This window comes from Pseudomonas sp. Root401 (assembly GCF_001425105.1).
GTDB lineage: Bacteria > Pseudomonadota > Gammaproteobacteria > Pseudomonadales > Pseudomonadaceae > Aquipseudomonas > Aquipseudomonas brassicacearum.
The window spans coordinates 300,456-324,765 of record NZ_LMDO01000001.1 but is presented as its reverse complement, the minus strand read 5'-3'; the positions used below and the strand labels follow the sequence as shown (position 1 = coordinate 324,765).

20 protein-coding genes and 1 pseudogene are annotated in these 24,310 nt (G+C 57.9%); 9 read left to right on the top strand and 12 right to left on the bottom strand.

From position 1 onward, the window contains the following. Nucleotides 1–16 precede the first annotated feature (16 nt). The 6 genes and pseudogenes from ASC85_RS01415 to ASC85_RS01395 form a co-directional block, all read right to left on the bottom strand. Nucleotides 17–442 (bottom strand): YciI family protein, encoded by a 426-nt coding sequence (locus tag ASC85_RS01415; RefSeq protein WP_057447945.1) that lies wholly within the window; start codon nt 440–442, stop codon nt 17–19. Nucleotides 443–686: 244 nt separating this feature from the next. Beyond that, nucleotides 687–2,069, bottom strand: a complete 1,383-nt coding sequence (locus ASC85_RS01410) for a J domain-containing protein (protein ID WP_057447944.1) — start codon at nt 2,067–2,069, stop codon at nt 687–689. Nucleotides 2,070–2,075: 6 nt separating this feature from the next. After that, nucleotides 2,076–3,767 carry an Hsp70 family protein gene (locus ASC85_RS01405; RefSeq protein WP_057447943.1) on the bottom strand — a complete coding sequence of 564 codons (1,692 nt, stop codon included), beginning with the start codon at nt 3,765–3,767 and terminating at the stop codon, nt 2,076–2,078. A 2-nt stretch (nt 3,768–3,769) separates the two neighbouring features. Beyond that, nucleotides 3,770–4,279 (bottom strand): hypothetical protein, encoded by a 510-nt coding sequence (locus tag ASC85_RS32000; protein ID WP_269085235.1) that lies wholly within the window; start codon nt 4,277–4,279, stop codon nt 3,770–3,772. A gap of 7 nt (nt 4,280–4,286) precedes the next feature. Further along, a pseudogene (locus ASC85_RS33665) lies at nt 4,287–4,472 on the bottom strand (amino acid permease); the annotation flags it as partial. A 28-nt stretch (nt 4,473–4,500) separates the two neighbouring features. Beyond that, the gene (locus ASC85_RS01395; protein ID WP_057447941.1) at nt 4,501–5,409 is read right to left on the bottom strand and encodes a LysR family transcriptional regulator; all 909 of its coding nucleotides are present in this window, start codon (nt 5,407–5,409) and stop codon (nt 4,501–4,503) included. A 105-nt stretch (nt 5,410–5,514) separates the two neighbouring features. Here ASC85_RS01395 and epsC point away from each other — a divergent pair, with 105 nt between their 5' ends. The 7 genes from epsC (at nt 5,515) to ASC85_RS01360 (ending at nt 13,476) form a co-directional block, all read left to right on the top strand. Beyond that, nucleotides 5,515–6,279: a serine O-acetyltransferase EpsC gene (gene epsC, locus ASC85_RS01390; protein WP_057447940.1), complete on the top strand. Its 765-nt coding sequence runs from the start codon at nt 5,515–5,517 to the stop codon at nt 6,277–6,279. 15 nt (nt 6,280–6,294) lie between these two features. Then, entirely contained in the window at nt 6,295–7,185 is an 891-nt protein-coding gene (locus ASC85_RS01385) for a VOC family protein (protein WP_057447939.1), read from the top strand. A 15-nt stretch (nt 7,186–7,200) separates the two neighbouring features. After that, nucleotides 7,201–8,097 carry an NAD(P)-dependent oxidoreductase gene (locus ASC85_RS01380; protein WP_057447938.1) on the top strand — a complete coding sequence of 299 codons (897 nt, stop codon included), beginning with the start codon at nt 7,201–7,203 and terminating at the stop codon, nt 8,095–8,097. Beyond that, on the top strand, nt 8,094–9,611 hold the full coding sequence (locus ASC85_RS01375) for an aldehyde dehydrogenase family protein (RefSeq protein ID WP_057447937.1): 1,518 nt from the start codon (nt 8,094–8,096) through the stop codon (nt 9,609–9,611). Before ASC85_RS01380 ends, ASC85_RS01375 begins: the two co-directional genes overlap by 4 nt. 5 nt (nt 9,612–9,616) lie before the next feature. Further along, nucleotides 9,617–10,774, top strand: coding sequence for a M20 aminoacylase family protein (locus ASC85_RS01370; RefSeq protein WP_057447936.1), 1,158 nt, complete (start codon nt 9,617–9,619; stop codon nt 10,772–10,774). Nucleotides 10,775–10,997: 223 nt separating this feature from the next. Then, on the top strand, nt 10,998–12,038 hold the full coding sequence (locus ASC85_RS01365) for an amino acid ABC transporter substrate-binding protein (RefSeq protein WP_057447935.1): 1,041 nt from the start codon (nt 10,998–11,000) through the stop codon (nt 12,036–12,038). 187 nt (nt 12,039–12,225) lie between these two features. Next, on the top strand, nt 12,226–13,476 hold the full coding sequence (locus tag ASC85_RS01360) for an MFS transporter (RefSeq protein ID WP_057447934.1): 1,251 nt from the start codon (nt 12,226–12,228) through the stop codon (nt 13,474–13,476). 32 nt (nt 13,477–13,508) lie between these two features. On the opposite strand, the gene ASC85_RS01355 is transcribed toward ASC85_RS01360, so the two are convergent. Both ASC85_RS01355 and ASC85_RS01350 read right to left on the bottom strand, forming a co-directional pair. Further along, nucleotides 13,509–14,570 carry an HD-GYP domain-containing protein gene (locus ASC85_RS01355; RefSeq protein ID WP_057447933.1) on the bottom strand — a complete coding sequence of 354 codons (1,062 nt, stop codon included), beginning with the start codon at nt 14,568–14,570 and terminating at the stop codon, nt 13,509–13,511. After that, nucleotides 14,555–17,455 (bottom strand): sensor histidine kinase, encoded by a 2,901-nt coding sequence (locus ASC85_RS01350; protein WP_057447932.1) that lies wholly within the window; start codon nt 17,453–17,455, stop codon nt 14,555–14,557. The genes ASC85_RS01355 and ASC85_RS01350 overlap by 16 nt, the downstream gene beginning before the upstream one ends. A gap of 231 nt (nt 17,456–17,686) precedes the next feature. Between ASC85_RS01350 and ASC85_RS01345 the strand changes: the two genes are divergently transcribed. Continuing rightward, on the top strand, nt 17,687–20,683 hold the full coding sequence (locus ASC85_RS01345; protein WP_236712302.1) for a sensor histidine kinase: 2,997 nt from the start codon (nt 17,687–17,689) through the stop codon (nt 20,681–20,683). Then, nucleotides 20,680–21,309 carry a response regulator gene (locus ASC85_RS01340; RefSeq protein WP_014338979.1) on the top strand — a complete coding sequence of 210 codons (630 nt, stop codon included), beginning with the start codon at nt 20,680–20,682 and terminating at the stop codon, nt 21,307–21,309. The genes ASC85_RS01345 and ASC85_RS01340 overlap by 4 nt, the downstream gene beginning before the upstream one ends. Before the next feature lie 15 nt (nt 21,310–21,324). Here ASC85_RS01340 and ASC85_RS01335 read toward each other — a convergent pair whose 3' ends face one another. The 4 genes from ASC85_RS01335 to ASC85_RS01320 all read right to left on the bottom strand — a co-directional run bounded on the left by ASC85_RS01335 (nt 21,325) and on the right by ASC85_RS01320 (nt 24,236). Then, nucleotides 21,325–22,401 (bottom strand): protein-glutamate methylesterase/protein-glutamine glutaminase, encoded by a 1,077-nt coding sequence (locus tag ASC85_RS01335; RefSeq protein WP_014338978.1) that lies wholly within the window; start codon nt 22,399–22,401, stop codon nt 21,325–21,327. Beyond that, nucleotides 22,398–22,766, bottom strand: a complete 369-nt coding sequence (locus ASC85_RS01330; protein ID WP_236712301.1) for a chemotaxis protein CheD — start codon at nt 22,764–22,766, stop codon at nt 22,398–22,400. The genes ASC85_RS01335 and ASC85_RS01330 overlap by 4 nt, the downstream gene beginning before the upstream one ends. Nucleotides 22,767–22,911: 145 nt before the next feature. Next, nucleotides 22,912–23,715, bottom strand: coding sequence for a CheR family methyltransferase (locus ASC85_RS01325; protein ID WP_057447929.1), 804 nt, complete (start codon nt 23,713–23,715; stop codon nt 22,912–22,914). Then, nucleotides 23,712–24,236, bottom strand: a complete 525-nt coding sequence (locus ASC85_RS01320; RefSeq protein WP_057447928.1) for a chemotaxis protein CheW — start codon at nt 24,234–24,236, stop codon at nt 23,712–23,714. The genes ASC85_RS01325 and ASC85_RS01320 overlap by 4 nt, the downstream gene beginning before the upstream one ends. Between the last annotated feature and the right edge of the window lie 74 nt (nt 24,237–24,310).

The following is a 24,310-nucleotide window of genomic DNA, read 5'->3' as shown; positions in this document are numbered from 1 at the left end:
TCTCCTGTAGTCGGTTTCACGATTGGCCAGACATCTGCGCCCGCAAGCGTTCTTCCTGCTCGCGCAACTCGGGGGTAAAGGACTCGCCGAACTCCTCGAGCTCGAAGATCTGGCGGATCTCGATTTCACTGTCGCTGACCATCGGGTTGGGGCAGCGCTTGACCCAGTCGATAGCCTCCTGCAACGACTGGACCTTGAAGATCCAGAAGCCGGCGATCAGCTCCTTGGTTTCCGCAAAGGGCCCATCGATCACCGTCCGTTCCTTGCCGGAAAACTGCACGCGCACGCCCTCGACACTGGGGTGCAGGCCCTCACCGGCGAGCATCACCCCGGCCTTGACCAGCTCTTCGTTGTAGGCACCCATGGCGGCCAGCAGTTCCTCGCTGGGCATTTCTCCGGCTTCCGATTCCGGACTGGCTTTGACGATCACCATAAATCGCATGCTCTGATCTCCTGAGAGTGAATGGATTAGGCCGTCCGTGTGGCGGCTCTATGGGTTAATCGAATGGCATTGGCCGAAATCGACAGGCTGATGCGATTATTTTTCGACAGATGTGGTGTTCAGCATTTCCCAGGCACAAAAAAAAGCCACTCAATGAGTGGCGTCGTTCTGAACCCTGGAGCGGACAACGAGACTCGCCTGCCGTGTGATTGGCTAAAAGCTATCAAGCGCTGCGCGCGTTACCCTAAACAACAGCTTTCATGCGGAAATAGACGATAGCGGCCATCCCTGCCACTGCAATCACAGCCAAGAGGCCTTCGCGTTTCAACATGTACCAGGGCAGCCGCCCTATTCCCAATTTAAGTCCCCGTAATGCTCGAGCCCAAATGGAAACCTTACCGCCGCTCAGTGTTTCATTCGTAAAATAAATCGTACCGAGGAACACCGCTAACGGGCTTACCCATCGAAGCCACGGGACATGACTGGACCATGCGCATGCCAGGGCTGCGGGCACTGCACTGGGGAGTATGTGGCGGAGCAACAAGAGCCCAGCGCCTTGTCGATACCAACGGTGCGGGAGTAACAACCGGCTGAGCAGCACATCCAACCGCCCCGCTGCCACAGCCACCATAGCCCAGACCTGGTACGCCTTCATGCCAATCCAGTTCAGCACCAACATCATCAGTGGCATCAGAACTGACGTGCCCAGCCAATCCTTCCTCATCAGCCCGGTAAACACCGAAATGACAAGAACAGCAGACAGCGCCAGCCACAGGAAAAGATAGACCCCTCGATAGCTTGTGGGCGGTAACCAGTCCCGCCAGTTGTCGAGTGGTTGCAACCCAAGACGCTGAGGCACTTCAGGATATTGATACTCGATGGCCTGGGCGAGCTCCGCAAAGCGTTGCCAGTCGAGGCTGCTAAAGCCGTCGGCCATTTCACGGCGGCGCTGGTCCGTCATCGGTTTGAACAGCATAGCGGCTGCCTGCCCGCGGACTTTATCGTCGTCGAACCTGGCCAAATCGCCGAGTATGGTCTCTGCCAAGGCTTGAGCCTCGCACCGTCGGATCAGGCGGTCCCAGCGCCAGTACTCACAAGGTAGATTGCCCTGGGCTTCGTCCCACCCCAAGACCTGGCACACACCATCGAAAAAAGCTGGCGACCATCCTTCTGCGGATTCGAGCCAATCCAATATGTTCTGCTCGAACTGCTGGCGGCGCTCGAACGGCAATAGCCAGTCGCTCACCAGCCAAAGGCGCAGCGCGTCCATCACTTGGCGGTCTTTGCCCTCGGCCAACCATTGCTGCATCTGACCCAAGGACGGTTCCGGAGGACTGATGGCGGTCGAAATCTCGACGTGTTGGGGGATAACCAGCGTGGGACCTTCCTCGGTGTGGTAGCGCTCGGCGGTTGGCGCGCTTGCGGCCAACGGGGCATAAACGATTTCCTCATCCGCTTGAGCGCGCCAGCGGGCCTCGGCCAGTGAAGCCTCATAGGCTTCACGAAGGCGCTGGAACTCATTGGGGTTTTCGTCTGGGCGGTGGATTTTGAGCAACCGTGCATAGGCGCGCTTGATGCTGCGTTCGTCCGCATCCGGGGTAAGGTCCAGCACTTGCCAATGGCTCATGGTGGCTTAACCCTCTTGCTCAAAATGGACAAGGCGCTGGGTGATATCGCTACGCGCTTCGCGGATCCGGTGTTCATCCTGGGTGTCGAGCATTTGCTGAAAATGGTTCGCCAGCCCGGCAATATACTGCCGGCCATCGCCGAGGGTTTCCTGATACAGGCGGTCCAACCGAGCCAGCAGCAGCGTATTGATCTGCTGGTCGCGCGGGTGCACTTTCAACGCTTCGAGGGCAGTCAGGCGTTCTGCGATTTCTTCGGGAGCCAGTACCCCAGGGTTGTTCTCGATGACCAGCCGGCGGGTTTCGCCATTGATTGGCAAATGCACCTGGGCTTCGAGCAAACCGTTATTGTCGTAGGTGAAGCGTACGTCCAGGGTTACCTCGCCAGCCTTGCGCGGTGGCACAGGGATTTCCAGTTCACCGAGGAAAATATTGTTGGCCACCAACCGGCTTTCGCCCTGGTAGATCCCCAGCCTCACCACCTTCTGGTTATCGCTGAGGGTGGACACGTTACGAGAACGGCTCACGGGCACCACAGTGTTGCGCTCGATGATTGGCAGGTAGTGGCCGCTTTGGTAATCGGTGCCCAACTGCACCGCGGTCTCGATCCCCAAGGTATAGGGGCATACATCGGTCAGAACCACTTCTTCGAGGGAGGCATGGCGCGCTTGAAGCGCCGCCTGAATGGCCGCTCCCTGCGCAACGACCTCGTCCGGGTTTAGCTGCATCGCCGGGATTCGCCCAAACAACGTCGCGACCAACTTGCGCACCAGCGGCATACGCGTGGTGCCGCCCACCAACAATATTTCGTCCAGGTCCGCGACCTTGATCCGGGCGTCGCGCAGCGCGCGCTCGATCGGGGCACGCAAGCGGTCCAACAAAGGCTGGACGATGTCCGCCAGGTCGCTCTGGGTCAGCTCCAGGCTCCACTCACGCGCTTGCTCGCGAAGGATAAAGCGCGCGACCTGCGCCTGCCCCAAGGCATGACGAACCCGCTGTGCCTCACGCCGCAACCGCTGTGCGGTGGCAGGGCGTGTTGTGTCAGGGAGGTCCGCGGCACCGATTCTGGCGATGAAATGCTCCACGAGCCGGTCATCGAAATCTTCACCGCCAAGAAAGTTGTCCCCCGCACTGGCGCGCACTTCCATGACGCCTTCGAACAGCTCCAAGATGGACACGTCAAAGGTGCCACCACCGAGGTCGAACACCAGAAAAGTCGTTTCGTTTCGCTCTTGCAGGCCATAGGCCAAGGCTGCGGCGGTAGGTTCGTTGATCAGTTTTTCGATCTTCAGTCCGGCCAACTCGCCAGCAATGCGCGTGGCCTTGCGCTGGGCATCGCTGAAATACGCAGGCACGCTGATCACCGCTTCGTGAACAGGCTCGCCCAAGGCACGCTCGGCATCGGCCTTGAGGCTGCGCAGCAAGATTGCCGAGAGTTCTTCTGCGCGGTAGACACGCCCGCCCAGCAGCGTTTCACGGCCGCTGCCCATGTAGCGCTTGAACAGCGATGCGGTGAGGTGCGAGTGGGTGTGCAGACGCTCGCGGGCAATATCCCCGGCGATCAGTTGGCCATGGTCGTCGAGGCCAACGACGCTGGGTGTAAGAAGATTGCCCAAGGCATTGGGAAGCAGCCGGGCGTGTTCGCCATCCCAAGCAGCCACAAGGCTGTTGGTGGTGCCCAGGTCGATACCTATGATCACAGTCACTTTTCCTTAAATGACGCGGCCGGCCAGCAGAGCACCTTTGTCGCAAGGTCAGTCAATACTGATATAGACGCGGTTTGCGGATTCATGGTCGAAGCTATCGGCAGCGCTGGCGATGGCTTTAACCCATCCGCATTGCCACCGATCCTTTTCCGGTAAATTGTCCAGTAAACATCCGCGAGATAGAGCAGCCACAGAGCGCCGGCGATCACGCCAAAACGTGTGTCCTCGACGTAACTCATAATGGCCAGAACAAAAAACATGAAGGCAATCGTCACATAGTTGCTCAACGGCCACCAAGGCATTTTGAAGGTGTGACTCTTCACTTCAGAGACGCTGAGTGTTCGACGGAACTTGAGCTGCGCGGCGAGGAGGATGATCCAGGTCGTCATGTTGCCGGTGGCTGCAACTGCCGTCAGCCAGATGAACACCTTTGCGGGCGCCAGGTAGTTGAGGACCACCCCAACAGCGAGGATCGCTAACGTCAGCACCGATGCCCGCCGGGGCACACCCTGGACGGAAGGCAAGCAGCACACCCACGACTCCGTTGGGCATGAAACCGCCGTGAGTCCAAAGATTGCTGATCCCGACAGCGTCACCACCGTTGCCGATCCCCCACACAATCATCCCCAGCCCTGCAACGATCAGCACAATGATGGTGATCACTTTGATCAGGGAAAACCAAAACTCGAACTCTAGAAAATCTGTATGTCCAATGTCATGACCCGTGTCAGCGCGGTTTGAATGCAGACATTTCCTGAAGCAGCATCGTGAGCAAGCGATTCGAACCGACACTCAGTTGCCGTCCCAGGCGACTGATCAAATGAACGCGCGGGCTGGCAAAGATTTCGTTGTGCAGAGCAAGGGTGCAAAGACGTCCGGCCTCCACTTCTTCATCCACCACGAACGTGGGCAGGAGCGTCACTCCGCCTTGCATGGAGTAACGCTTGAGCATGGCGATGGTGTTGCAGGTCAAGGTCGGACTCAGCATGACACCCAATTGATGCTCGGCGAGCGTGAGAATCTGTCTGATACCGAATGAGACACCTGGCAAAGCCAGGCGGTACGAATCCAAACCCTCAAGCGGGATCGGGTCGTTAGTCTGGGCCAAAGGGTGCTGTGGGTTCACAACCACACAGACCGGCTGAGGTTGCGAGGCATGCGAGCGTAGTTTCGGATCCGCCGCCGGGTTGAAGACCAAACCTAAATGCGCTTCATCCTCTACGACCTGCCGTATGACCTCGTTACTGCCGCATACATTTACCTGAATCTCGACCTTGGGGTACAGCGAGGAGAAGTTACTGAGTGGACCTGCCAGCCCATCGATGAACCCCTCCCCCACGGCCAGCACGACAGACCCGCTCTGAAGCCCTCTCAATGCCTGAAGCGAATCCAATAAAAGTTCCTGGTGAGTCAGGCGCTGACGGTAGTACCCAAGCACACGGTCACCGGCTTCGGTGGGTTTGACACCTCGCCGATGCCGCTCAAGCAGTGGCGTACCCAGTTCCTGCTCAAGCTGGCCTATCTGCCGGCTCACAGCGGACGGCGCAACGTTCAGGAAATCAGCCGCAGCTCGTACGCTGCCAAGTCTTACCGCCTCAAAGAAATAGAGAATTCGACGATCTTGGACCAAGCTCATACATCTCCTGTGTTGCGATAAAGGCAACAAAGTTTCGAATTTGTGAATATTGCTGGAGCATCTACCCCCTGTCCATACTCAATCCATCAGCAACAGGAGATGGATATGAGTTCTCTTTGGCAGCGCCTTCGCGATCAAGCCCAGCAGTTGACCGAGCGCAACCCGGTACTGCGCGACTATGCGACAAGCCACCTGCTGGCTTATTCATCCTTCGCGGATGCGCTTGCGGCGAACCTTGCCCGCCAGATGCAAACCCAGGCGGGCGAAGTCGCTTTGGAAAGCTGGTTCAAGTCAATCATCGACGCCAGCCCCTCTATCGCCGAGGCTGCGACCGCAGATATCAACCACCTGGAAATCGTCAATCCTGCCTGCCCAGACCACCTCACGGCTTTTCTGACTTTCCGTGGAATTCAGGCCGTTCAGGCTTACCGCATCGCTCATGCGTTGTGGATTGAGGGGGACAAGCAAAGCGCGGTGCTTGTGCAGAACTGGGCGGCGAACACTTGGAGCATCGACATTCATCCAGCAGCCCGGCTGGGCAAATCACTGTTCGTCGATCACGGCATTGGTCTCGTCATTGGTGAAACCGCTGTAGTCGAAGATGAGGTGAGCCTGTGGCATGGCGTCACGCTGGGCAGCACGCTCAGCGAAGCAGGCGACCGACACCCGAAAATCCGCCGAGGTGCACTGATTTGCGCCGGAGCCACTGTTCTCGGAAACATTGAAGTGGGTGCCAATGCCATCGTGGCAGCCAACTCTGTCGTGCTTAAACCAGTGGCCGCTGGAACCGTTGTAGCCGGAACACCGGCCAAGGTTGTCGGTAATGCCCCTGTCTCTCTCGCCACCTTCACAACAAAGTCCAAAGGCTAACCAGGAGCTAACACCATGACCGCCGCTGCTCAGTTCCCGCAAGGTATCGACCACCCCCTCGTCACCGTGCGCAATCACGCCGAGGTTTTGGAGCTGTACCGCAAAATGGGATTCGCACCTTCTCCGGTCAGCTATCACCCATGGGGAAGCGTGACTTCCTTGATGATGTTCCCCAGTAACTTCATCGAGTTGATTGGTGTCGACGACCCTTCCAAGTTCGGTACCAACTCGGTGAACGGTTTCTGCTTCGGGCGTCAGCTGGGTCAATTCCTTGACCGTGGCGAGGAAGGCGTTTCGTTGGTGGCGCTGCATAGCAAGGACGCCGACGCAGATCATGCTCGTATGGTTGAAGCTGGACTCCAAAGCCAGGGTCGCATTGATTTTCGCCGCAGGATGACGCTTCCTGACGGCCGCCACGATGAAGCCGTGGTTTCCCTCGCCCTCTTCATCGATCCGCAATTACCGGACGCCTCCAACTTTATCTGCCACCAGCATCGACCCGAGCTGATCTGGGTTCGAGGCTGGCAGAACCATCCAAATGGTGCAGATGGGATTCTCGCAATCACTTATCTGGCAGACCCCAAGCTGCTTGAGCCTCGCTGGCGAGCCATCTATGGCGATGCCGTGAAGTACAACGGTGCTGTCTTGGAGGCCGATACCCGATGCGGCGTGTTCCGAGCCATCGATGCGGCAACAGCAACCCTGGAGTTCCCAGGTGTTGAGCTGCCCAAAAGTACTCAGGAGCGCGCCCATGCCATTTCCATTCGATTGCACACCACAAGCCTGAGCGTATTGCGCTCGATCCTCGAACACAACGAGATCCCTCACCGTGAAGTCCCGGGTCGCGTCTTCGTAGAACCAAAGGCGGCAGGCAACGTCATCCTCGAATTCGTACAGAACATTTAACTGAGACTTCTGAAAATGACTATGAAAGTAGGCGTCATTGGCTTGGGCAATATGGGGGGCGGCATGGCCGCGACCCTTGCCGGCAAAGGCTTCGATGTGAGCGGATTTGACCTGTCCGAGGCTGCACTGGCCCAGGCCAAGGCGAACGGTGTCAAACCCACTGGCGATCGCAATCTGCTGATCAATGAGTCAGATATTCTGATCCTGTCACTTCCAAAAGCGGAACACGTGGAAGCGGTCTGCCTTGGCAATGGCGGGATCATTGAGCGAGGTCGTGAAGGCTTGATCGTTGTGGACACCACCACCTCTACGCCGGAAGCCAGCCGCAAGGTCGCCGCAGCGCTGGCCAGGGTCGGTATCGCCTTCATCGATGCGCCGGTCTCTGGCGGGCCTAAAGGTGCCGCGACCGGAACCATGTCAATGGTCATCGGGGCGCAGGATGCGGATCTGGCACGCGCCATGCCAGTGCTGGAAGGCATGAGCGGTACCCGTGTCCATGTCGGTAAATGTGGCGCTGGCAACGTGGCAAAAATCGCCAACAACATGCTGGCCGCGTGTCACTTGATCAGCACCGCGGAAGCGGTCTCGATGGCCGCTAAAGCAGGTGTGGAACCTGAAAAGCTGTTGCAAGGGTTGAACGCAGGTTCGGGCCGCAGTGGTGCTACTCAAGTCATGTTCCCTAACTGGGTACTGAACAAGGCTTATGACTCAGGTTTCACCATGGGTTTGATGCGCAAAGACGTCGGGCTCGCCAGTGATCTGGCCGACAGCCTGGATCTCGACCTTCCCCTGTCCAGGATCGTCGCCCTGCTTTGGAAAGCCAGCAGCGAAACGCTGCCAGACAACGAAGACTTCTGCGCGATTGTCCAGCGCACCGATGCCAAGCTTTATGGCCGTGAGAATAATCAATGAGCACGCAAAAGATCCTCGAACTGATGCGCCCATTCTGGGGTGATCGCCGTGTTGTCGGCAGTTTCGTCGGTGGCGAGTTCATCGATGGCCACGGCGCCCCGGTAGAAGTACGAAACGCTCACGATGACAGCGTGTTGCTCACCTTCCCCGACGCTGATGAGACGTTGATTGCGCATACCGACAAAGTGGCAAAGGCAGCACAAGCCCAATGGTGGGCGCTCACTGCGCAAGCGCGTGGTCGCGCGATGTATCAGATTGGCGCGCTTATTCGTGAACACACCGACAGCCTCGCACAGATCGAATCGCTGACGGGCAACAAGCCCATCCGTGACGCTAAGGTCGAGGTGTCAAAGGTCGCGGAAATGTTCGAATACTACGCGGGTTGGGCAGACAAACTGCACGGCGAAGTCATCCCCGTCCCGACCTCCCATTTGAACTACGTCACCTACGAGCCCTTGGGCACCGTGCTGCAGATCACGCCCTGGAATGCCCCTGTTTTCACCTGCGGCTGGCAGATTGCACCGGCCATCGCCGCTGGCAATGCAGTCATCCTCAAACCCTCTGAGCTGACCGCCCTGTCGTCGCTCATGGTCGGCGTATTGATCGAGCGTGCGGGTGTCCCTAAAGGGCTGGTCAATATCATCGCAGGCTTCGGTCACACCATCGGCCAAGGCTTCATCGCCAAGGCGGACATTCGCAAAGTTGTATTTGTTGGCTCGCCAGCGACAGGCCGACACATCGCCGTCGCGGCCGCGCAACGTTGCATCCCAGCGGTGCTGGAATTGGGCGGAAAATCGGCAAACATCGTGTTCGAGGACGCCGATCTGGACGTCGCATTGCGCGGTGCTCAGGCGGCAATCTTCTCCGGAGCTGGCCAGAGTTGCGTATCAGGCTCTCGCTTGCTGGTCCAGGAATCGATCTTTGAAAAATTCACCCAAGCCCTTGCCCGGGCAGCCAAGAACTTCAAAGTCGGCGATCCGAGCGACCCTGAAACTCAGATCGGCCCGATCAACAACGCCAAACAGTACAACCATGTGAAAACCATGGTCGAAGGCGCATTGAAAGATGGTGCGAAACTGGTCGACCAAGATGCAGATCCCATTCCGAACAAGCCTGGGTACTACATCAACCCAACCGTATTGGCAGGTTCCAACGACCTGTACTGCGCCCAGGAGGAAATCTTCGGGCCGGTGGTGGTCGCCATCCCGTTCAAAGACGAAGCTGATGCAATCCGCATCGCCAACGACAGCCGCTTCGGCTTGGCCGGCGGTGTATGGACTCGCGATGTCGGTCGGGCACACCGAGTGGCCAAGCAAGTCCGCGCGGGGACCTTCTGGATCAACGGCTACAAGACGATTCACGTCAGTTCGCCGTTCGGTGGCTACGGTGAAAGTGGCTATGGCCGCTCCTCCGGGCTCGATGCCCTGCGCGAATACAGCGAAGTCAAAAGCGTCTGGGTTGAAACCGCTGCTGAACCCGCCGCCAGCTTCGGCTACGGCGCGAGCCTGGAGTAAGCACCATGTCGATCTCCAAAGCCTTGATAGAAGATGCCATTACCTGGCGCCGTGATTTTCACGCAAGCCCCGAGCTCGGCTACAACGAACTGCAGACCTCTGACCGTGTTGCACAGCTTCTTGAAAGCTTTGGAATCGAAGTCCATCGCGGGTTGGGCGGTACCGGCGTGATTGGCACCTTGAGCAATGGTCCGGGCCCGACCATCGGCATCCGAGCCGACATGGACGCCCTGCCCATCCAAGAGTTGGGGCAATGTACGCACAAGTCGACTCATCAAGGTTGCATGCATGCCTGTGGGCATGATGGCCACACCGCAATACTGCTCGCAACCGCTCGCCATTTGAGTGAAACCCGAAATTTCAGCGGGACTGTCCACTTTGTTTTTCAACCCGCCGAGGAAGGTCTTGCGGGGGCGAAGCAGATGATTGATGACGGATTGTTCAAGCGTTTTCCCATGGATGCCATCTATGGGTTGCACAACTGGCCGGGCGCCCCGGCGGGGCACGTAGTGATCAATCCCGGTCCCATGATGGCGTCGCTCGATACCTTTGAAATCACCCTGACGGGCAAAGGTTGTCACGCCGCTATGCCGGACAAAGGGGCCGATCCAATCATTGCCGCGGCAGAGTTGATCCTGGCCTTGCAAACGATCCCCTCTCGACGGCTTTCACCGCTCGACAGTGCGGTGATCAGTGTCACCCAGATCAATGCGGGCGAAGCGATCAATGTGATTCCTGAAACGGCTGTTCTCAAAGGAACAGTACGCTGCTTGCAGTCCCCGGTTCGCGACAAGGTTCAAGCGCTGATAAGTCAGTTCGTGGAACAGCTACCGGGGGCTTTCGACATCAAGGGAACGTTGACGTATCACGTTGGATATCCCGTCACGGAAAACCATGTGGAAGCCGCTTCAATCGTTCGCCGCGCGGCGGTCGCAGCGGTGGGCGAATCAAAAGTCCAGTGGGGGTGTAACCCTTCAATGGCCTCAGAAGACTTCTCTTTCATGCTCCAGGCCTGCCCCGGTGCTTACTTGTGGATGGGGGTCGATGGGGAGAAACCGTCAGCCGCGCTGCATAACCCTTACTACGACTTTAACGACCAAGTCATTGAGCCCGGTGTAGCTGTCTGGACCCAATTGGTAGAGCAATCACTACCGATAACCTGATGGAACGCTGACCTCCCGTAACCGGCATTCAAAACCGAAACAACAATAAGAAGACGACCATGCCAAATAATAAAAAGAAATACAGTCCTTGCTGGGTCCCCTGACGCCCGCTCTTGTTTCTGCCCTCCAATTCTTGATGTTTAACGCTACGCCAGAAACCTGGCCGACGGCCTGTCTGCGCGCGGATTTAGCACTTTCCCGCCACACACACGAGAGCACCGCAATGAAACGAGAAAGAAAGCTGTTGAAATTGGCTTCAACCGTAGCGTGCCTGACCCTCAGTACTGTGTTTGCAATCAATGCCAACGCGGGCGCTACGCTTGATAACGTCAAAAAGAAAGGATTCGTACAATGCGGCATCAGCGACGGCCTTCCGGGGTTTTCATATGCGGATGCCAAAGGTGAATTCCATGGGTTCGACGTCGATGTCTGTCGTGCCGTGGCTGCAGCCGTTTTCGGCGACGCAAAGAAGGTCAAGTACACCCAGTTGACCGCCAAGGAGCGCTTTACCGCACTGCAATCGGGAGAAGTCGACATGCTCTCTCGAAGTACTACCTGGACGTCGTCCCGAGACGGAGCCATGGGCATCCAGTTCACCAACGTCGCTTATTATGACGGCCAGGGTTTCCTGGTAAATAAAAAGCTCGGCGTCAAAAGCGCACGGGAGCTGGATGGCGCCACCTTTTGCATCCAGGCCGGTACGGTTACCGAACTGAATCTGTCGGACTACTTCCGTAGCAACGGCATGAAGTACACCCCCATCACATTTGATACGTCTGATGAGAGTTTCAAGGCACTGGAGTCAGGACGGTGTGATGTTCTGACCACCGATCAATCGCAGTTGTACGGTCAGCGCCTGAAACTCGCCACACCTGATGATTTCGCTGTTCTTCCCGACGTGATTTCAAAAGAGCCATTGACCCCTGCGGTACGCAGAGGTGATGAAGATTGGTTCACGGTTGTGCGCTGGTCTCTGGCTGCGATGCTCAATGCCGAGGAGCTGGGCATTACCTCGAAGACCGTCGCCGACATGGTCAAATCTTCCAAGAATCCCGACATCGCGCGGTTACTCGGAACGGAAGGTGCACTCGGCAAAGACCTGAACCTGCCCAATGACTGGGCGGCGAAAATTATTACCCAGGTCGGCAACTACGGCGAATCCTTTGAACGCAATCTGGGGACGGGCAGTGACATGAAGATTAAACGCGGGCTGAACGCATTGTGGAGCCAAGGCGGCCTCCAATATGCCCCGCCCGTACGCTGACATTCACTCGCCCGGCAGTTAACTGCCGGGCCCTGCTCCCTTGATGAAAATCGATTTACGTTATACCCAGGGCGTGAAGAAAACCAAATCCAAGGAACCATGGTGCTCGACATCCACAGTTCGACGCACCTCGAAGTGAAGAACCGGTCGATCCCATAGTCTGTGAGCCACCCTGGAGGAGATGGCGATGACACACACCCGCTTTTTTGGAAAAACCGTACTGGCCTGCACGTTCATCCTGGCGATGATCGGCTGGGGAATCGGCTTCTATGGGCCGCCGATTTACATGCAAGCGGTCATGGAGCGCACGGGTTGGCCGATCGCCCAGGTCTCGGCTGCCGTGACCTTGCACTTTCTCAGCGGCACGCTTGTCATCGCCAACCTGCCACGCCTTTACGCACACTTCGGGATACCCATCATCACCCTGCTGGGCAGCATCCTCCTGGGCATCGGCGTGAACATCTGGGCTCACGCCAACCAGTTATGGGTGCTGTATACCGGCGCCCTCTGCTCGGGTATCGGCTGGGTGACATTGGGTGCTGCGGCCGTTAACACCTTGATCGCGCCGTGGTACGTCAAGGAAAGACCCAAGGCCCTGGGCAAGGCCTACAATGGCGCCAGCCTGGGAGGGGTGATCTTTTCGCCGCTGTGGGTGTTGCTGATCGAGCGTTTCGGCTTTGCCATGGCGGCGCTGGTGATCAGCATTGTCGCGGTGCTGCTCATAGGCGCCTTCGCTTTCCTGGTCTTCAACAAAAGCCCACAAAGCCTGGGGCAACATCCCGACAATGCAGACCAACCGGAACCCGTGCCGATCAGCGCCAGCGCCACGCCGTGGACCGCAAAGCAGACCCTCGGCTCGGCAAGTTTCCGCACCCTGGCAGCCGGCATGTCCTTGGGGCTGTTCGCCCAGATCGGCTTGATCGCGCACCTGTACTCGATCCTGGTGGGTCGCATGGGGGCGCATGACGCCTCATTCGCCATGGGTCTGGCCACTGCCAGTGCGATGGGCGGGCGATACGTCGCCGCACGCTTGATGAGCCAAGGCATGAACCGCCGACAACTGGCCTGCCTCGGTTATGCCATCCAGATGCTGGGCACGCTGACGCTTCTCGGCCTGGACCTTCACCCGACAGTGGCCTGGATAGCCGTGGTGTTGATCGGTTCGGGCATTGGCAATGCCACGTCCTTGCCGCCACTGATAGCCCAGACCGAGTTCAGCCGTGAACAAACCGCCAGGGTACTCGCCCTGATGGTCGCGATCAGCCAAGCCACCTACGCCTTCGCCCCGGCCTTTTTCGGCCTGGTGCGCTCGCTCTTCAGCGATCCGAATCACGCCATCGTCGCCGTCGTGACAGCAGCGGTCGTCGTGCAGGGGCTCGCCATTTGGTCGTTCTTTCGGGGCGTGTCCGCTCGCTGCTTCAAGAAAACCGCTTTCTGACCGCTCCCCTTGGCCAGGCAGTACGCTGAACATCAGCCCTCCCGCGCATCAGGCAGGCGCAAGCGATCTACTTCGTCAAAGAGATTACAAAAGACATCCACCAGGAAAGGATCGAACTGGGTACCGGCTTGCTCGATGATGAAACGCCTGGAACGCTCGACATCCCAAGCCTGTTTATAGGCTCGAGGCATCCTTATGGCGTCATACACATCACATATCGCCACAATCCTTGCCGATAACGGGATCTCCTTGCCTTGCAATCCCTTGGGATAGCCGGTGCCATCCCAACGTTCATGATGCGACAGGGCAATTTCCGCTGCCAGGTCCGTCAACGGAGAGCCCTCTGGGTCATGCAGGATTTCATAACCAATGCGGGCATGCTCCTGCATGATCGCCCGTTCCTGCGGCGTCAACGCTCCAGGCTTTTGCAGAATGGCATCTGCAATGCCAATTTTTCCAACGTCGTGCATCGGTGCAGCCATCCTCATGAGGTCACACCATTGCGCGGGCATGCCGATTGCCTTGGCCAACAAAGCCGCGGACTCGCCAATACGGACAATATGCTGCCCCGTGTCGTCATCGCGATAGCTGGCTGCTCGACTCAAGCTGCTGCTGATCGCCTTGTAGCTGGAAGCCAACTGGGCCGTGCGCAGCTCCACTTTGCGCTCGAGCTCGACATTGACGTCGCGCAGGAGCTTGGCCGCCTGCGCCAGCTCCAGGCAATTACGCACCCTGAGCAGCACTTCAGGCAGATCAATGGGTTTGGAGATGAAGTCGTTGGCGCCCCTTTCCAGTCCTTTGCGCCTGTTCTGCTGATCACTCAAGGCCGTCACGATGATGACCGGTGACTCCGTGCGGTCACGTGTATTGAGGCGATCAAGGATCTCAAAGCCGTTGGGTGCGGGCATGTCCAGGTCCAACAACAGCAGGTCCCAGGCGTTCGCAAGCAGCCAGTCCAGTCCTTCGGCAGAGTCGCTGAATGTCGTGATGTTCTGCAGGCCCACGGCTCGCAAGCATGAATCCAGAAGCCGGAGATTGGTGGCCACGTCATCGATAATGACGATCCTGCTTTGCGCATTTACTTTGGCAAACATACATCCGCCCTCCCCGTGGTGAGCGTCAATACCAGACTACGAATACTCTGCCTCTCCAACGGAGAAGAGACGATGGCCTGGCATTCAAGCTGGTCAACCGAAGCGTGCTCGACGGCCGCACGGACCACGACGATCGACATGGCAGTCTTTGCGATACGCGTGCGCAAGCCGCTGAAAAAAGTGTTCAGCACGGGCACTGGGTCGGCAGTGGCGACGATCAATACGCTGACCGCCGTGGCATCAAGCACGAGACCGGCTTCGGGCAAGGTATCGACCCGTTCCAGATCAAAATCGCCGATTAACGCCTCTCGAACCACCTCACCATCCTTGGGGTCGTTACTCACCAACAGCACGCGTGGCAAGGCTATCGTCGACACTTTGGAGTCGTTCCCCGGCGCAGGAAACGCCGCCGAGCACAGGTCGATCCAGAAAGTCGTCCCGACTTCGACGTGGCTTTCAAAGCCCATGGTGCCGTGCATCAGGAGCGCCAGGTCTCGGCACAACACCAAGCCAATGCCAGTTCCCTGGATGGACGAGTTCTCTTTACCCAAACGCTGAAAGGGCCTGAAAAGCTCGCCCTGCAAAGCCGGGGAAATACCCATGCCGGTATCCGTCACGTAAAGACGAAGCCTGGCTCCGCCCTCGACAACCAAGGCCCCCAGAGTGACGCTTCCACCGGGCCGGTTGTACTTGATTGCATTGGATAACAGATTGATCAGGACTTGCTTGAGGCGACGCTTATCCGCCCAGACATGCCATGTATCCAGGGGAGCATTGATGTGCAACGTCTGGCCATGCGCCGAGACTTGCTGCTGGACCATGTCAGCGCAGTTGGATAACAGGCTTGCCACGTGTACGGGCTTGAGATCCAACAGTGGCTTTTCAGCCTGCAAGCTGGAGAGATCCAGCAGATCGTCAACCAACTGCATGAGGTGTTCACTGGCCTTGATGATTTCCTGCAGGTTGGCCGTCTCTTCCAATGCCGGGGCAGGCGACTGCATGAGCCCCAACTGGGCAAACCCGTAGATCGCATTCAATGGCGTACGCAACTCATGGCTCATGCTGGAGATGAATTTGGACTTGGCGGTACTGGCGGCCTCTGCCTCCAGGGTTTTCTCCCGCAGATCCAACTGGGTCTGCTTGAGTGTGGTGATGTCGACACACGCCACGACCACGACACTGGAATCATCCAGCCGAGAGGGTTCCAGCGTACGCCCCCGGCAAAGGATCCAGATCAGCTTTCCATGCACGTCCCTGATCCGGAACTCCACTTCCGGCGCCACGCTTGCACTGCCCCTGGCCTCCTCCAGAAACTGGGTGAAGGTTTGCCGATCTTCAACGGGAATGCTCTCCAGCAATGTCGCCATCGGCACTTCATTGGCGGCAAAGCCAAAGCGCTGGCACAGGGCGCCCTTGAGAATAAAACGCTGCCGTTTCGGGTAGTACTCCCAGAGCCCTTCGGCAAAACTCTCCATGACCAACTCCAGACGCTGCTGTGTGGAGCTGCGAATGAATTCGGCCTGGGCCAGCTGCCTGCCCATCCCCAGCGCCTGGTCAGACATTGACCAAAGTTCGGTGATATCGGAAGGACTTGCCGCTGGTTGCCAGTTACCCCCGCCGATCTCTCGCATCATGCGTGAGACCCCTTGTACCGGCGTGCTCAACTGGCGACTGAGGTCACGTGTACGCCACCACATGAAGGCAAAGAACAAGGCATAAAACACAACCAGCCCCGCGACCAACAGGTACCCCACCTCGCGGTAATGACTGGCAAGCAGATTGGTTTCCTGCATCGCCGCCGCTTCGTCCACTACCGCCAACAAGAGCCAGCCAGTGGTGGGGATCTCACTCCAGGCGACCAGGTGAGGCCGTCCATTCAACGTCAGCGCAACGATGCCCTCTGGATGGCCCGGCAAGCTCTTATTGAGGCTGGCGAGGTCCGGATAACGAGTAAGGTTCAAATCCGGCGATTGCAAGCGCTCGTGATCAACCGGCTCTCTAGTGAGCTGGTTCTCAGCGGCTCGCAGGGAAAAATCACGTTGCCCCGCCTTGGGCACGGCCATGATATCGAGCTTATTGTTGACCAGCATCAGGTAGCCACCCCAAGGCATCTTCAACTGTTCTATTTGCTTCAAGATGCCATCGACCGTTACGTCGACCCCGGCTACGCCCTCCAGGAAGTCGCCTCTGTAGACCGGCGCAATGGCAGACATCATCCACCCCTGGCCGGCGGGATCCAGGTAGACATCGGTCCAGACTACTTTTTTATCAGGGTTATGTTTTGCATCGGCCAAGTAGTAGAAGTTGTATTGGGGGATGTCCATATCATGTGGGTACTGCTCGAGCGTATTGAACCAGGGATAAATCCGGTTATAGCTGTCCCACGTATTGAAATAGATGCTGGCAATCAGAGGATCCCCGTCCTTCAACTGCTTCATCATGAAGTCCTGATTCGCCAGCAGCGATATCTTGTAGAGGTCCTGCTTTTTCAGCGGGGTGACATTCGAATAATACGAGGCGGACGCCCCGTCGTTTGCTGCGCTGTAACGGACACCATCGGCACTTACTGAAAGCGATGCCGCCACGGGAGGCTGGTTTTCGGTGAGTTCATGCTCAGTGGACTTGGCATAAAGACTGATCGCTTTATGAACCTGCTCCAATTGTCCTTGCACCAACAGCGCATTCTGCTGAACCGATACCTGAATGTCTCGTGTTGCACTTTGATGCAGGTGCTCGATCTGGGAGTTTCGAATGGACTGGTTCGTGATGAAATAAGTGGTAATCAGCACGCCTTCCACCAAGACGAGCGGCAACAGGCTGGTACTGGCAAACGCCCGCCAGATCCATCTGCGCAAACTGACCCTCTTCTTTGAAGCTGCTTGCATAGATACGCTCGTTGCGCCGGCCACACAATTGATATCACAGCGACATCATTGTGGTCTCATCCTTGATATCTGTCCAAGGTAACCCCCTTCCTTTCGTCCGCGGGCAAAACCCTGCAGGTATACCAAACATTGATCAAAACCCGTGGGCAGCCCTATGACCATAGTCGAACACTCGATTTAGCTCTCAAGACTTAAGCTATGCTCAAGAACGAGTTGCCAGAGGATGGGCGAATGGATTCAGCCATTGCGGTAGCAACACCGGACACGCAGGAGGCGGACGACGTGGGCGTCTTGTTGCTGGATGCCCAGGGGGCGCTGCTCATCATGGATGACTGCGCCAGCGGATTGCTGGGGTTAAGCGAGACCGCCGCTTCCCTGGTTCCCTTACCCTCCCTGTTTTCTCTCAAGCCGCAGACTTTTGAACAGCACATCACTAATGCTCGGCTTAAGGGTAGCTGGCATTTCCAGGGCATGTCGGCCGGTGGCGACACGCTGAGTGTGAAGCTCTACTACAAAGCGCAACAATCCACGTACCTGGTAAAGATCCACCGCGCCGAACACATCCACCTTGCCGAGCAGGATTATCGCTTGGCGTTCGACTCCGCCGGTACGGGCCTGGCCTTGCTGCGAATGAGCGGGGAATGGATCGCTGCCAATCGAATGTTGTGCCAGATGTTTGGCTATACCGAAGACGAACTTCGCGCGACGTCTTTCCAGCGGCTGACTCATCCGGACGATACCGATGTCAGCAAGGACGAATTAAACAGGCTCATCCAGGGGCAGCGCACCAGCCTGACACTGGAAAAACGCTACATTCGTAAAGACGGCAGCACACTGTGGGCACGATTAACGGTAGGTATCGCCCGTACCCCCGATGCAAAGGCGCTTTACTTTGTGTCGCAGCTTGAAGACATCAGTGAACATCTTGCCCTGCGCCAGGCCTTGTTCGATAACGAAAAAAAGTACCTGTCACTGGCCAAAAACTCACAAAACATCATTCTTCGCTACAACCGGCTGGGACAACAAATCTATGCCAACCCCGAGCTTGAGCGCGCCAGGGGCTTTCCCAACACTCACATCACTGAACGCACCTCGACACCCGATCAGCTCGACGAATACTTCCGCACGCAAGTAAAACTCACGTTATCAACCGGCGCAGCAAACACGTTCCTGGTGGAAAGCAGGGACCCGTACTCAGGTCGTTCCGTGGATTTCCTGTGCAACCTGACGCCGGAGCATGACGAAACAGGCGAGCTTTGCGGAGCGCTTGTCACGGCCCAGGATATCAGTGCGTTGCGCCGCCAGGAGCGCGCCGAGAATGCGCGCTCCGCCATTTTCCAAAAGATGGTCACTAACGACACGCTGCTTGAGGTGCTGCCGCTGCTCAGCGCCTACCTGGAAATCCTGACACCCGAGTTTCGCAACGCCATGGCTTTCAAGGCCTTGCCCGGCGACGATTCCCTTCGCACGCCTCCGACGGACACATCCTTGATTGAAACCTGCCTGGCCGAGGACCTTGATCGACATCCCGGGCTGTTCGAGCACCCCCGCTTCATACGTGATTTAAGCCGCGATGCCTCTGACCTTGCTTTCAGCCAGCCCGCCTTGCAGGCAGGTTACCGCGGGTGTTGGGTAGAACCGGTGATCAATAAGACCGGCGTCACGCTGGGCGCCATCCTGTTGTTCGTCTGCGGAGAAACCCAGCTGAGCGAGCAGGACCGCAAGCATGCACAAATGGCCAGTCATATCGGCGCCATCGCCTGGGAGCGCTGCTCAGCCCACAGCCACTTGGCCCAAAGCGAACGTCGCTACCGCGAAGTCTTCGATCATTCGCAAGACATGCTTTGCCTGCTCGCGGTGGATGCCGACCAGCAACTCAGTTGCCTGGAGGCCAATCCAAAGCTGTGCGAGATGCTCGCCAAGAGCCATTCGGACATGATCGGCCAACCGTTGGGCCAATGCCTGGAAAAAGAAGCCGCAAGTATTGTCGAGGCTATCTGCCTGCACTGCATCGCCGTCGGCGCTCCCATCGAGCTGGATGCGCATCTGCCTTGCGGTCAACGCTCGATCGTTGTCCACTTCAACCTGGTGCCCGTAGCCGATTCAAATGGGCGCTTGCATCGCCTGGTCTGCATTGCTCGCAACATTACCGATATCCGGGAGGCCCAGCGCAACGAACTGGCCCGGCAGCAGGAAATCGGCACATTGGTTGAAAACTCGCCTGATGGCATTGCACGACTGAGCCGCACGGGAGAACTGTTGTTCATCAATCCGGCATTGGAAATCTGGTTGGATCGTCCACAGATCGACCTGCTGCACAAGGACCTGCTCGAGATCCTGCCGAAAAACCTGCAGAGCCAACTATTCCGCGCAGCCGTCATCGAAGCCGTGGAAAAGGGCCAACCCCTGGAACATGAGTATGTGCTCACCGAGCAGCATCGACTGCAACGCGTCTATCACATCAGCCTCGTTCCCGAGCAGGACATCCAGGGAAAAATTGCCACCGTGTTGGCTGTCGTTCGCGATATATCACAGCTGCGCCTGGCCGAACTGCGCCTGGCATCACTCAACAAGCAACTGCGCCAATTGATGTCCAGTCGGGAAAGTGCGCGGGAAGAGGAACGCAAACTGATCGCCCAGGAGATCCACGATGAACTCGGGCAACATCTGACCGCAATACGCATGGGCACTTCGCTGCTGCGCTTCCAGTACGGCGAGCAACTGCCCCAGCTCGGTGAACAAGTCGCACGCCTGCTGCAACTGATCGACCAGACGGTGCAAGTGGTCAGGAATATTTCCACCAGCCTGCGCCCTTCCATCCTCAACATGGGTATCGCCGCGTCACTGGAATGGCTGACCGACACGTTCAAGCAGCAATGGGGCATCGACTGCAACCTGCAGATTCATCCGCCGCAAATCCGTCTGGACGATGCCAGTGCAACCGCTGCATTTCGGATCGCCCAGGAGTCGCTGACCAACATCGCCCGGCACGCCGAAGCCACCCGGGTCAACATCACGTTTGAGCAAGGCGACAATGGCTGGTCGCTGGAAATCACCGATAACGGCAAGGGCTTTGAGCAACGTGAACAATCGTCCAGGACCCTCGGCTTGCTGGGCATGCGCGAACGGGGCCTGACTTTGGGAGGGACCACCACCATATCCAGCAGCATCGGCAGCGGTACTACCGTTCAACTGCGCGTACCTGTTTCAAGGAGTCACGATTCATGATCCGTTTAATGGTGGCCGACGATCACACAATCATGCGCGAAGGCCTCAAGCAGCTGTTCGCGCTGGTCAAGGACTTTTCCGTGGTGGCGGAAGCGGAAAATGGTGCCCAGGTCCTGGAGTTGCTGCGCCACACAGACGTAGACGTGCTACTGCTCGACATGACCATGCCCGGTTCAAGTGGCGAAGATTTGATTGGCCGTATCCACGCCCATTACCCCAAGCTGCCGATGCTCATCTTGAGCATGCACAATGAAGCCCACATTGCCCAACGTGCGCTGCGCGCCGGCGCCTCAGGCTACATGACCAAGGACCGCGACCCGGAAGCGCTGCTGGCAGCGATCCGCAAGGTGAGCACCGGGGCGCGCTACCTGGACCCACAACTGGCCGAGCAGATCGCACTTCAGAGCAGCGGTGTAACGCCCGAAAACGCTGCGCAGAGCCTGACCTCACGTGAATTCCAGATCCTGCGCATGCTGGCTCAAGGACTGAGCGTCAACCAGATCGCCGAACAACTGGTGATCAGCAATAAAACCGTCAGCACCCACAAGACTCGGCTGATGGAGAAGATGTGCTTTGCCACCAGCACAGACCTGGTGCGCTACGCCTTGAATGAAGGGCTGGTCTGAAACGACGGCACGATCTCAGGGCTGATGTCCGCGAACGCCAAGGATGGCCGAAGCAATCTGCTCCAATGGCAACTCGCGCTCGACCGCTCCCAGCTTGAAGGCCTCCCGTGGCATTCCATACACCACACAAGAGTCTTCATCCTGCCCCAGGGTCCTGGCGCCGGCATCGCGCATTTCCTTGAGGCCACGAGCACCATCATCTCCCATGCCCGTCATGATGATTCCAAGGGCATTGCTGCCGGCGCTACGGGCGACCGAACGGAACAGGACATCCACCGAGGGTCGATGCCGACTGACCGCAGGCCCCTGCACGATATCCACCTGATACTGGGCACCGCTGCGCTTGACCAGCATATGGGAGCCACCCGGTGCGATCAGCGCACGCCCGGGGATGATTCGATCGCCCTGTACAGCCTCCCGGACCTCGATCTCGCAAACGTGATTGAGGCGCTCGGCGAAGGCAGCGGTAAATTTCTCTGGCATGTGCTGCACCACGACAATGCCCGGACATACCCGCGGCAACCCTTGGAGTACCTGTTCCAGAGCCTGCGTGCCCCCAGTGGAAGTGCCAATGGCAACGATGCTTTCAGTCGTGCGGGCCATGGCCACCAACGAAGGGGGCAAGATCGAGTCGGCATTGAGCCGGGGCGGCACGTCAACAGGCACCCGGGCGCCCGCTACGCGCCGCATGTTGGCCTTTGCTGCGGCCCTGACGGCCTGGATCAGATCATCCGCGCTTTCAGTCAGGAACTGTCGAAGGTTGGACTGCGGCTTGGTGACGATGCTGACGGCACCAGCCGCCAGTGCCTGCAAGGTGGTCTTGGCGCCCTTCTCGGTCAGCGTCGAACAGATCACCACCGGTGTAGGCTTTTGCGCCATCAGTTTTTTCAGGAAAGTAATGCCGTCCATCCGTGGCATCTCGACGTCCAGTACGATGACGTCAGGCCATTGCCTGCTCATCTTCTCCATGGCATACACCGGGTCGACGGCAACGTCGATAACCTGGATACCGCTGGCCTGGTTCAAGGCCGCACTCAGCACCTGGCGCACCACCGCCGAATCATCAACGATCAACACCTTGATATCGGTCATCTGGCATTACTCTTGGGCGATTCGAACACTTTGCGCACGAAATCGGCATGATTGAGTTGAAGGCGTCCGGTGCCCACGTCGAACACCAGGTGGCGATGCCCCCGGCCACCTACGTGATAAACCTGGCATTGCAACCCATGGGCCTGGATCAGGCTTCTGGCGGCATTGACATTCTGTTGGCCAATCCCGATACCGTTGCACCGTTTGATCCCGGGAAACATGTCAGCCCCGCCAAAAAGGCTCACCTCAAACTGCTCGGGCCGAGCCCCCGCGCGATGAATGCACTCCAACAGCAGCGCCAACGCATCTGCTGCGTAACGACCGTTCAGGTTGCCCGCGCCTTGCGACCGTTGCCGCGGCAGCATGTAATGACACATGCCACCCAACAAGCGTTGCGGATGCCAAAACACCAGTGCGACGCAGGACCCCAGGACGGTACACAAGCGCATTTGGCGCCCTCCAAACACCACGTCTCCAGGTTGCAGGAAATATTCGACCGCCCGAGCCATCTCAAGCGTCCGGTTTGCGGTAGATAGACGGTTTGACCAACTGCAATTCATCGCTGATGCCGTTCAGGCTTTCTGAATGACTCACGATGAAGTAGCCGCCTGGCCGCAGGTGTTTGCTCAAGCGTCTCACCACCTCAGACTTGGTCTGGTTATCGAAATAGATCATCACATTGCGCAGGAAGATCACGTCGAACTGCCCCACCGAAGGCAGTGCATTGTTCAAGTTGATCGAAGTGAATGTGATACGTGACGCCAACGCGCGATCAACCATGAAAACGCCGTTGTTGCTGCCCACGCCCCTCAGGCAGTACCTGTTCAGCAGCGCCTCGGGAATGCCGCGGATACCGTCCAGCGGGTAGCGTCCGCCCTGGGCTTTTTCCAGCACCCGGCTGCTGATATCGGAAGCGAGGATCTCCCATGGCCGGGTGCCCAGGCTGTCGGCCAGCACCATGGCCAGGGTGTAGGGTTCTTCTCCCGTGGAACAGGCCCCACTCCAGATGCGCACCGGGCCATTGCCACGAAGCTCGGGGAGAATCACATGGCGCAGGAACTCAAAATGCTTGGGTTCGCGGAAAAAGTAGGTTTCGTTGGTGGTCAGCAAGTCCACCGCCATTTGCAACTCGCTCCGGTCCTTCATCAACAGGCGATAATAGCTGCCGTAGGTGGTCAAGTTGAAAAACTGCAAGCGCTTGGCCAGGCGGCCACTGACCAGCTGTTTCTTGGCAACGGATAAGCTGATCCCGGCAATTTCGTGAATCATTGCCCGAAACTGCTGGAACTCGTTGTCGGAGAGCACGACATTCATGGTCTCGGCCCATCAGCGTTGACGTTCGAAGGGAGCAGCGTCGACCAGTCCTCGCTACTGAGCATGTGCTCGATGTCCAGCAGCAAGACGAAACGATCATTGAGCTTGCCGACCCCCACCACAAATGCAGGGCTAAGGCGCCCTTGGAGTGCCGGGGCCGGCTCGATCTGCTCGGCCGGTATCTCCAGCACTTCGCTGACTGCGTCCACGATGATGCCCACCAGGCCTGCGCCGCCGCTGCCGTGGACCTCCAGCATGACGATGCAGGTGTGTGGGTTTTCCAGGGTCTGGGCGCCGCCAAAACATAGCCCGAGGTCCAGCACGGGAATGGCCGCTCCGCGCAGATTGGTGATGCCGCGAACCTTCGGCGGCGCCATCGGCAACGGCGTAATCGGACCGTACTCGACAATTTCCCGAACACACAGGGTGCCTATCGCGAACATCTCCTGGCCCACGCTGAAGGTCAGGTACTGTGGCGCTGCCGTCCCTGGGGCCGGCAAGCGCGAGGCAGATATGGACATGATTCATTCCTCCGGATCCACCGTAGACGGCAGCATCCATCTCAAGACAACGTAGGCATGCCTGAGCGCTACAA

What these genes read in the sequence shown, in the direction of transcription:
- ASC85_RS01335 (WP_014338978.1), bottom strand. Translation starts at nt 22,401, where the DNA reads ATGACCGATATCAAGGTGTTGATCGTTGATGATTCGGCGGTGGTGCGC.
- ASC85_RS01415 (WP_057447945.1), bottom strand. Translation starts at nt 442, where the DNA reads ATGCGATTTATGGTGATCGTCAAAGCCAGTCCGGAATCGGAAGCCGGA.
- ASC85_RS01370 (WP_057447936.1), top strand. Translation starts at nt 9,617, where the DNA reads ATGTCGATCTCCAAAGCCTTGATAGAAGATGCCATTACCTGGCGCCGT.
- ASC85_RS01330 (WP_236712301.1), bottom strand. Translation starts at nt 22,766, where the DNA reads ATGCTGCCGCGGCAACGGTCGCAAGGCGCGGGCAACCTGAACGGTCGT.
- ASC85_RS01340 (WP_014338979.1), top strand. Translation starts at nt 20,680, where the DNA reads ATGATCCGTTTAATGGTGGCCGACGATCACACAATCATGCGCGAAGGC.
- ASC85_RS01365 (WP_057447935.1), top strand. Translation starts at nt 10,998, where the DNA reads ATGAAACGAGAAAGAAAGCTGTTGAAATTGGCTTCAACCGTAGCGTGC.
- ASC85_RS01380 (WP_057447938.1), top strand. Translation starts at nt 7,201, where the DNA reads ATGACTATGAAAGTAGGCGTCATTGGCTTGGGCAATATGGGGGGCGGC.
- ASC85_RS01345 (WP_236712302.1), top strand. Translation starts at nt 17,687, where the DNA reads ATGGATTCAGCCATTGCGGTAGCAACACCGGACACGCAGGAGGCGGAC.
- ASC85_RS01375 (WP_057447937.1), top strand. Translation starts at nt 8,094, where the DNA reads ATGAGCACGCAAAAGATCCTCGAACTGATGCGCCCATTCTGGGGTGAT.
- epsC (WP_057447940.1), top strand. Translation starts at nt 5,515, where the DNA reads ATGAGTTCTCTTTGGCAGCGCCTTCGCGATCAAGCCCAGCAGTTGACC.
- ASC85_RS01395 (WP_057447941.1), bottom strand. Translation starts at nt 5,409, where the DNA reads ATGAGCTTGGTCCAAGATCGTCGAATTCTCTATTTCTTTGAGGCGGTA.
- ASC85_RS01320 (WP_057447928.1), bottom strand. Translation starts at nt 24,236, where the DNA reads ATGTCCATATCTGCCTCGCGCTTGCCGGCCCCAGGGACGGCAGCGCCA.
- ASC85_RS01410 (WP_057447944.1), bottom strand. Translation starts at nt 2,069, where the DNA reads ATGAGCCATTGGCAAGTGCTGGACCTTACCCCGGATGCGGACGAACGC.
- ASC85_RS01350 (WP_057447932.1), bottom strand. Translation starts at nt 17,455, where the DNA reads ATGCAAGCAGCTTCAAAGAAGAGGGTCAGTTTGCGCAGATGGATCTGG.
- ASC85_RS01360 (WP_057447934.1), top strand. Translation starts at nt 12,226, where the DNA reads ATGACACACACCCGCTTTTTTGGAAAAACCGTACTGGCCTGCACGTTC.
- ASC85_RS01355 (WP_057447933.1), bottom strand. Translation starts at nt 14,570, where the DNA reads ATGTTTGCCAAAGTAAATGCGCAAAGCAGGATCGTCATTATCGATGAC.
- ASC85_RS01385 (WP_057447939.1), top strand. Translation starts at nt 6,295, where the DNA reads ATGACCGCCGCTGCTCAGTTCCCGCAAGGTATCGACCACCCCCTCGTC.
- ASC85_RS01325 (WP_057447929.1), bottom strand. Translation starts at nt 23,715, where the DNA reads ATGAATGTCGTGCTCTCCGACAACGAGTTCCAGCAGTTTCGGGCAATG.